General features: G+C 30.4%; 6 protein-coding genes. 4 read left to right on the forward strand and 2 right to left on the reverse strand.

Annotation, left to right across the window (positions count from 1 at the left end; genetic code table 11):
* Positions 1-113: 113 nt before the first annotated feature.
* Both Q1A46_RS20515 and Q1A46_RS20520 read right to left on the reverse strand, forming a co-directional pair.
* Positions 114-1,004 (reverse strand): DUF72 domain-containing protein, encoded by an 891-nt coding sequence (locus Q1A46_RS20515; protein WP_299683486.1) that lies wholly within the window; start codon positions 1,002-1,004, stop codon positions 114-116.
* A 3-nt stretch (positions 1,005-1,007) separates the two neighbouring features.
* Positions 1,008-1,955, reverse strand: a complete 948-nt coding sequence (locus Q1A46_RS20520) for a patatin family protein (RefSeq protein WP_299683488.1) — start codon at positions 1,953-1,955, stop codon at positions 1,008-1,010.
* A 49-nt stretch (positions 1,956-2,004) separates the two neighbouring features.
* Here Q1A46_RS20520 and Q1A46_RS20525 point away from each other — a divergent pair, with 49 nt between their 5' ends.
* The 4 genes from Q1A46_RS20525 (at position 2,005) to Q1A46_RS20540 (ending at position 8,474) form a co-directional block, all read left to right on the forward strand.
* Complete coding sequence (locus Q1A46_RS20525) at positions 2,005-3,045, forward strand: oxidoreductase (RefSeq protein WP_299683490.1); 1,041 nt, start codon at positions 2,005-2,007, stop codon at positions 3,043-3,045.
* A gap of 76 nt (positions 3,046-3,121) precedes the next feature.
* Positions 3,122-6,070: an amidohydrolase family protein gene (locus Q1A46_RS20530; protein ID WP_299683492.1), complete on the forward strand. Its 2,949-nt coding sequence runs from the start codon at positions 3,122-3,124 to the stop codon at positions 6,068-6,070.
* 19 nt (positions 6,071-6,089) lie between these two features.
* The gene (locus tag Q1A46_RS20535) at positions 6,090-7,385 is read left to right on the forward strand and encodes an amidohydrolase family protein (protein ID WP_299683494.1); all 1,296 of its coding nucleotides are present in this window, start codon (positions 6,090-6,092) and stop codon (positions 7,383-7,385) included.
* Between the two features lie 111 nt (positions 7,386-7,496).
* A complete protein-coding gene (locus Q1A46_RS20540) occupies positions 7,497-8,474 on the forward strand; it encodes a T9SS type A sorting domain-containing protein (RefSeq protein WP_299683496.1) in 978 nt (325 codons plus the stop codon).
* Positions 8,475-8,568: the final 94 nt, after the last annotated feature.

Consider the following 8,568-nt stretch of genomic DNA (forward strand, 5'->3'; position numbering starts at 1 on the left):
ATTTGAGTTTGAATATGAAAACTCCTAATTTTATACACAATAAAAAACCAGAGAAGCTAGCTTCTCTGGTTTAAATAATACTTTTTAAAACTGTCAACCTATTTTAGGACGACTCAAAATAGTGATTGTTGTTCTTCTTTTTGATTAGGTATTTTCAAACTCGTACCTAATCTTTTATTTATACTTTTGATAAAGTATGCTGCCAACAATGGCGATTCTACTTCTAAATTTTGATGCACAAAAAAATGAATATTACGTAAACCTAAATTCACCCATTCTTCTAGGCGATTTACCCAATCATCTAAACGTTTATAATCTGAAGGATGATTTGCTCCAACATAGCGTATAAACGTTTCATTATTGGTCAAACGCATATGCATCATATCTCTTCTTCCTGCTGTATCAACAATTGTATTAGACACGTCATTTGACTCTAATAAATTGTAAAATTCTTTTGAAATTTCAGGATCAGTAAACCAATCAGTATGTCTACACTCTACAGTTAATGGAATTTCTTTAGGCCAACTTTTTACAAAATTTTCAAGTCTAGAAAAGTTTTTAGGTGCAAAATTACTATGCAACTGTAAAAAAATAGTTCCTAGTTTTTCATCTAACTTAGTTGCTGCATCTAAATAATAGTTTACCAAATCAGCTACACCTTCTAATCTTTTCCAGTGACTAATATCTTGAGTTAACTTAGGAAAAAACTTAAATCCATCGGGAGTTTTATTTTTCCACTTCTCAAATTGTTCTGGAGGAAATTGTCTATAAAAAGTAGCGTTAAGTTCTATAGAATTAAACTGACTTGAATAATATATCAATTCATCTTTTGTACCTCTCGGGTAAAAACCTTTTAAATCTGCCCTATTCCATTTTGCACATCCAACATAAACAGATAAATCTTTTTCTTTATCGAATCCAGACAATAAACGCATTGTGTCTTGATGCGTATCAGGAAAAGAAAAATCTATAAGTTCTGGCTGCTCTACTTTTCCAAACTTCATGAGTTATTGTTTTTTATCTATTAAATCTGGTCTAAAATCGTTCATAAGTGCTAAATCTTTCATCTTAGCATATTCAAAACCTTGTTTCCACCAACCAGTCATTTGTTTCTTATCAAAAACTAAAGAATTCGTTGTTAAAACTGTTGGTGTATAATATAAATTTAACTTCACATCTTTATGCTTTGCCGAGAGCTTTCCAATAGTTACATTATGCTTTTCTACATGTTCCAACATAAAACCAAAAACATCTAACATTAAAGAGAATGGATTTTTAGACGGCATTCTATTAATCTGGTTTACTTCTGTTTCTAGGATAATAGCATCAACTTCTTTTGCTCCTCTTAATATCGCTTCTCTAATCGGAACTAAACAACCAAAACCACCATCTGCATATTGACAAGAGTTTTTCTCTAGTAAACTCATAAAAGGTACATAATTACAGGACCCCCAAATCCAGTCGCAAAAATCATTATAAGAACATTCCGAAATAGATTTATATTCAATCTCATTTGCTGTTAAGTTAGATACTGTTACAACAACTTCTTTATTCTGTTCTCTAATAATCTCATACATTTTTGGTGTAATATTCGCTCTAATTAACTTTCTTAAGTTCTTACTTTCACCAAAAGTTTTACGTCCATTTAATAAATTCCAAAAAGTATTTCTATGTCGAATAGAAACAACTTTAACACCATGTACATTTCTAATTTTAAATGGATTGTTACTAAAAATAGTTCGTTGACTAACATTAGTATACAACATTTTAAGTTCGTCAATCATTCCAACTGCCAAATGAGAAACCATTAAGCTTCCTGTAGATGTTCCTAAGAATAAATCGTAATCTTTTTGCTTCTCTTTCATTAAAAACTCAACTACACCACCAGCAAATGCTCCTTTACTTCCTCCACCAGAAATTACTAAAGCTTTTTTGTTATGTTGATTTTCATTCATATAGATGAAATGTTTTACCTATTTTTAATTCCATAAAAATATCAAAAAAATGAAAGGTAAACTGATTATAATTTTCTTATCGTTATTATTAATTTCTTGCAAAGAAAAAAACACCTCTCGAAAGATAAGTCGTATTGAAATAAAAGAATTTACTATCGATAGTACAAGCATCAGATCTTTAATTGCTGTAGATGAACAAAATTTAGTTTTTGCAGGTTCTAATGGTCTTATTGGAAATTATAATCTAGAAAAAGGATTGTCAAAATTTAAAATCAAATATCAAGATTCTATTACTCCACATTTTAGAAGTCTAGCAACTAATGGTAACTCTTATTTTGCTTTAAGTATTGCTAACCCTGCCTTGTTATATAAAATTGAAGATGAAAATTATGAAATTGTATACCAAGAAGCCCATGAAAAAGTATTTTATGATAGCATGAAGTTTTTTAACAATGGAAAAGATGGAATAGCTGTTGGTGACCCTACAGAAACCTGTCCGTCTGTAATTATAACAAATGATGGAGGTAATTCTTGGAAAAAAGTATTATGCGAAAATTTACCAAAACTTGAAGATGATGAAGCTTTTTTCGCTGCAAGTAACACGAATATTAAAATTATTGATGATACCGTTTGGATCGTATCCGGTGGAAAAAAAGCTAGAGTTTTAAAATCAGAAGACAGAGGTAAAACTTGGACAACTCACGATACTCCAATTGTACAAGGTGATGGTCCACAAGGAATTTATTCTGTAGATTTTTACGATAAAAACAATGGCTTTATTATTGGTGGAAATTACTCAAAACCTAATGATAATTGCAAAAATAAAGCCATAACAAAAGATGGTGGTAAAACTTGGGAAATCATTGCTGATAATATAAACCCAAACTACAAAAGCTGTATTCAGTATGTACCAAATGGAAAAACCAAAGAAATATTTGCTGTTGGAAAAACTGGAATTTCATATAGCACAGATGGAGGTAACACATGGATTAATAACGATACTAAAGATTTTTACGCTATTCAGTTCGTAAATTCTAATACTGCTTGGTTAACTGGCAACAAAAAGATTGGTTTACTTAAGATTCACTAAATCTTAATTTTATGTTAAAGGAAAATCGATTTAAGATTAATTAAATACTTTTAACGTAAAAATCAATCAATTCATAATGAAAAAATTACCACTACTCTTATTCTTGTGGGCTATTATCGGATATTCACAAGAATACTTCCCCATTAATACCGGGGTAAAAACTTCCAAAAACACAACAACAGCATTTACAAATGCTACAATTTATGTAACACCTACAAATACTATTAAAAAAGGAATTTTAGTAGTAAAAGACGGAAAAGTCGTTAATGTTGGTAAACGAGTAAATATACCAAGTGACGCAACTGTAGTCGATTTAAAAGGTAAATTTATTTATCCTTCATTTATCGATGTTTATTCTAGTTTTGGAATTGCTGAACCAAAAAGAAATAGAAACTTTGGAAGATCTCCTCAATATGATGCTTCTAGAAAAGGATATTACTGGAACGATCATATTCGTCCTGAAACTAATCCTCATTCTGAGTTTAACTTTGATACAGGAAAAGCAAAAGCACTAATAAATGCAGGTTTCGGTGTGGTAAATACACACTCTGAAGATGGTATTATGCAAGGAAATGGACTTTTAGTTTCACTAAGTCCTAATTCTTCTCAAGCTTACAGAGTTTTAAACTCTAAAACAACAAATCATTTATCGTTTTCTAAAAGTAAAAAGTCTGGACAAAATTACCCTACTTCTAAAATGGGTGCAATGGCGTTATTACGTCAAACGTATTTAGATGCAGATTGGTATGCTAAAGGAAATGTTAAGAATAAAGATTTATCATTAGAAGCTTTAAATCAGAAAAAAGACTTGCCTCAAATTTTTAATGCAGGTAGTTATCTAGATGTTTTAAGAGCAGATAAAATCGGTGACGAATTCGGAATTCAATATACAATTTTAGGTGGTGGTGATGAATTTGAAAGAATTAATGACATTAAGAAAACTAATGCTACACTTATTATTCCTATTAACTTCAGAAAAGCTTACGATGTAAGTAATAAGTTTTTAGCAGATGTAATTTCTTTACGTGACATGCGTAAATGGAATCAAGAACCTAGTAATTTAGCAGTACTTGCTAAAAACAAAATTCCATTCGCACTTACAACACACAAGTTAAAGTCTCCAAAAGTTTTTAGAGCTAATTTAATGAAAGCTATAAAGCATGGTTTTGATAAAACTAAAGCCTTAGAAGCTTTAACTACAATTCCTGCTCAGATTTTAAAAGAAAATAAAGTTGGAAACTTAAACACTGGTAGTTTTGCCAATTTCTTAATTACATCAGGTGATATTTTTGATGTAAAAACAACAGTTTATGAAAATTGGACTTTAGGTAATAAAAATGTAATTAACGATATGGGAATTACAGATATTACCGGAAACTATTCTTTAACTTCTAATGGAAAGAACTATGAATTATTAATTTCTGGAAAAGGAAAAAAACAGAAAGCAGAAGTTAAAAAAGGAGATAAAAAATTAAAATCAAACTTTGTTTTTAAAGACAATTGGATTCAATTATCTATTAACGACGAAAATGAATTTTTACGTTTAGTCGGTAAAATAGAATCTAATAAAGACTCTTTTAATGGAACAGGTGAAGATAACTCAGGAAATACTGTAACATGGACAGCTACAAAGAAGGAAACTAAATCAGATAAAAAGAAAAAAGGTAAAAAGTCGGATAAAAAATCTCCAGAAGTTGTTGCTGTTAGCTATCCGAATGTTGGTTTAGGTAACTCGGTAAAACCTAGTCAACAAACTATCTTAATTAAAAATGCTACAGTTTGGACTAGTGAAAACGATCAGGTTTTAAATAACACTGATATATTAATTAAAGGAGGAAAAATTTCTCAGATTGGTAAAAACTTATCTGCACGTGGTGCAAAAACTATCGATGGAACTGGAAAGTTTGTAACCGCCGGAATTATTGATGAACATTCACATATTGCTACGTCTGCTGTAAATGAAGCTGGTCATAATTCTACTGCTGAAGTTACTATTGAAGATGTTGTTGATCCTGATGATATTAATATTTATAGAAACTTAGCTGGAGGAGTTACATCTATCCAAGTTTTACATGGTTCTGCTAATCCAATTGGAGGAAGATCTGCAATCATCAAATTAAAATGGGGTGAAAATGCAGAAAATATGATTTATAAAAACTCTCCAAAATTTATCAAGTTTGCTTTAGGTGAAAATGTAAAACAATCTAACTGGGGTGATCGCCAAACTATTCGTTTCCCGCAAACAAGAATGGGTGTTGAACAAGTATTTATCGATTATTTTCAACGCGCTAAAGAATACGAGGCTAAAAAGAAAAGCGGACAACCTTATCGTAAAGATATTGAGTTAGAAACTATTGCTGAAATCATTAATAAAGAACGTTTCATTTCTTGTCACTCTTATGTACAATCTGAAATAAATATGCTAATGAAAGTTGCTGAGCAATTCAACTTCAATGTAAATACTTTTACTCACATTTTAGAAGGATATAAAGTTGCAGATAAAATGAAAGAACATGGTGTTGGTGGTTCTACTTTTGCCGATTGGTGGGCATATAAATATGAAGTAAATGATGCGATTCCTTATAACTCTGCTATTATGCACAGACAAGGTGTTACTGTCGCAATTAATTCAGATGACGCTGAAATGTCTAGAAGATTAAATCAAGAAGCTGCTAAAACAGTTAAATACGGTGGTTTAACAGAACAAGAAGCTTGGAGAACAGTTACTATTAATCCTGCTAAGTTATTACACTTAGATAAAAGAACAGGAAGTATTAAAGTTGGTAAAGATGCTGATATTGTAGTTTGGAGTGATAATCCATTATCTATTTATGCCAAAGCAGAACAAACTATTGTAGAAGGTGCTATATATTTTGATATTAATTCAGATAAACAAAAACGTAAAGCTTTAAAAGCAGAACGTGCTAAGTTAATTTCGATGATGTTAAAAGAGAAAATTGGAGGAGCTCCAACTCAAAAACCATCAAGAAAGCATAAAATTTTATTCCACTGTGATACTGAATAAGAACTTAAATAGTAAAAAAATGAAAAATCAATTTATACTTATTGTATTAAGTTTCTTTATTCTAGGAAATATTAATGCACAACAAACACCAGCATCTAAACAAACAAAAGATTATTCTATTGTAGGTGCTACAGCACATATTGGTAATGGAAAAGTTATCGAAAACTCTTTGTTAGTCTTTTCTAAAGGAAAACTTACATATGTAGGAAACAATAATGCTTCTGAACGAAAAGGAGAAGTGATTAATGCGAACGGAAAACACGTTTACCCAGGATTTATTGCGGCCAATACTTCTTTAGGTTTAGCTGAAATTGATGCCGTAAGAGCTACTCGAGATTTTGATGAAGTTGGTAATTTTTTACCTCATATTAGAAGTATTATTGCTTATAATGCAGAAAGTAGAGTTATTGAAACAATGCGTCCAAATGGAGTATTAATGGCTCAAGTTGCTCCAAGAGGAGGAACTATTTCCGGAACTTCAACTGTTGTACAGTTAGATGCTTGGAACTGGGAAGATGCTGCAATAAGATTAGATGACGGTATCCACATTAATTGGCCTTCTACTTTTAGCTTCGGACGTTGGTGGTTAGGTGAAGATAGAGGTTTAAAACCAAATAAAAATTATAAACAAGCAACAGACAGAATTAAAAACTTCTTTAAAAAAGCTAAAATTTATCTTTCAGGAAATAAAACTCCTAAAAACCTTCCTTATGAAGCTTTAAAGAATGTTTTTAATGGTACTCAAAAAGTTTTTGTTCACGTTAATGGTGAAAAAGCAATTGTTGATGTAATTAATGATTTTAATGAATTAAACATTAAAAATGTAGTTTTAGTAAAAGCTCATGGAGCACATAAAGTTGCAGATTTAATAAAAAACAATAACATTCCTGTAATTCTTGAAAGATCTCATAGATTACCTGATAGTGAAGATCAAGATTATGACTTACCATATAGAATGGCTAAAATTTTAACTGATAAAGGAATTTTAGTTGGTTTAGGAATGGAAGGTGGAATGGAACGTATGAGCACAAGAAACTTACCTTTTTATGCTGGAACTTATGCTGCTTATGGTTTAGATAAAGAACAAGCTGTTCAACTTATCACTAGTAACAATGCTAAAATACTAGGTATTGATACTATAGCAGGAACATTAGAAGTTGGTAAAGATGCTACTTTATTTATCTCTGAAGGTGATGCTTTAGATATGAGAACTAATATTATTTCTGAAGCTTTTATTCAGGGAAGAAAAATTAGTTTGGAAACTCATCAAACTAAACTTTGGAAACGTTATTCCAACAAATATAAAAACCAATAATTACTATAAAGCTCGGAAATTTCCGAGCTTTATTTTTTTATAACTTTTACATAATATGTAATTAATCCTATACTAAATCTCAGCTTCTATTTTCGTAGGAAATTATTTATTATGAAAAAAACTACACTTACACTCTTTTTTGCATTATTTGTTGCGTTAACCTCTTTGGCTCAAGCTAAATATCATCGAGTAAAAATCTTAGGAACCACAGCTAAATCAGTTTGTGATTATTATTCTGGTAGCTTAGTTGTTAGTGGTACAAGAAAAATTAACTTTTATGGATTATCATCTAAATTAAATGTTGGTTCATTGTACTACACAAACTCAAAATATTACATCGTTACTCAAGCAACAGATGTTTATGAACAAGACGCAGATGACGATTGGACAGTATCTGCTCAACCAAGCCCAATTACAAGTTACCAATGTAAAAAATACATTCGAGTTGCTAGATTAGGAAGTACTTATACAGAAGCAAACAGAAACTTTTGTACGAATAGAGTTTTAGAAAATGTAAAAGCTAATTACTATTGGACAGGAACTCTTTCTGTTGGAAATGTTTATATTATTGATAATGAATATTACAAAGTAACTAGTATCTCAAATACATCAAATCAAGATGCTGATGAAAACTGGCCTGGCACCCATCATTCTTCTGCTATTAATTTCGCCTGTAAAAGATTTCATAAATTAGGTAGAGTAAGTTCTCCTTGTAGTAATTATATTTCAAGAACTTATAAATTAAATTTAGAAAATCTTCCTTCTAAATTAACTGTAGGTAAAAGTTATAGAATTAATGGAACGTATTATAAAGTAATTAGCAGTTCAGACTTTCAAGATCAAGACGCCGATGATGATTTATTCGTAAGTAATTTAGTTGGTCCTTATTCTTGTAGAGTTAGTACTAATGATTTAACTACTAGTGAAATTACTAATACTCCGATACAAATCATTGTTTTCGATATGTTAGGAAAAAAAGTAAAAGAATACAAAGCTAATTCTATGAATGAAGTTAAAACTGAAGGATTAGGTAAAGGACTTTATATTTTAAAATCTACAGCAGGAACTAAAAAGATTTTAATCAAATAAGAATAACAAAATATTGTTTGTGTCGTCCTAAAATAGGTTGACAGTTTTAAAAAGTATTATTTAAACCAGAGAAGCTAGCTTCTCTGGTTTTTTA

The sequence above is a fragment of the uncultured Tenacibaculum sp. genome (assembly GCF_947502995.1).
Lineage (GTDB): Bacteria > Bacteroidota > Bacteroidia > Flavobacteriales > Flavobacteriaceae > Polaribacter.

Bases quoted from the DNA above. Each gene is read 5' to 3' on its own strand.
- Q1A46_RS20530 (WP_299683492.1), top strand. From the start codon at position 3,122: ATGAAAAAATTACCACTACTCTTATTCTTGTGGGCTATTATCGGATAT.
- Q1A46_RS20525 (WP_299683490.1), top strand. From the start codon at position 2,005: ATGAAAGGTAAACTGATTATAATTTTCTTATCGTTATTATTAATTTCT.
- Q1A46_RS20515 (WP_299683486.1), bottom strand. From the start codon at position 1,004: ATGAAGTTTGGAAAAGTAGAGCAGCCAGAACTTATAGATTTTTCTTTT.
- Q1A46_RS20540 (WP_299683496.1), top strand. From the start codon at position 7,497: ATGAAAAAAACTACACTTACACTCTTTTTTGCATTATTTGTTGCGTTA.
- Q1A46_RS20535 (WP_299683494.1), top strand. From the start codon at position 6,090: ATGAAAAATCAATTTATACTTATTGTATTAAGTTTCTTTATTCTAGGA.
- Q1A46_RS20520 (WP_299683488.1), bottom strand. From the start codon at position 1,955: ATGAATGAAAATCAACATAACAAAAAAGCTTTAGTAATTTCTGGTGGA.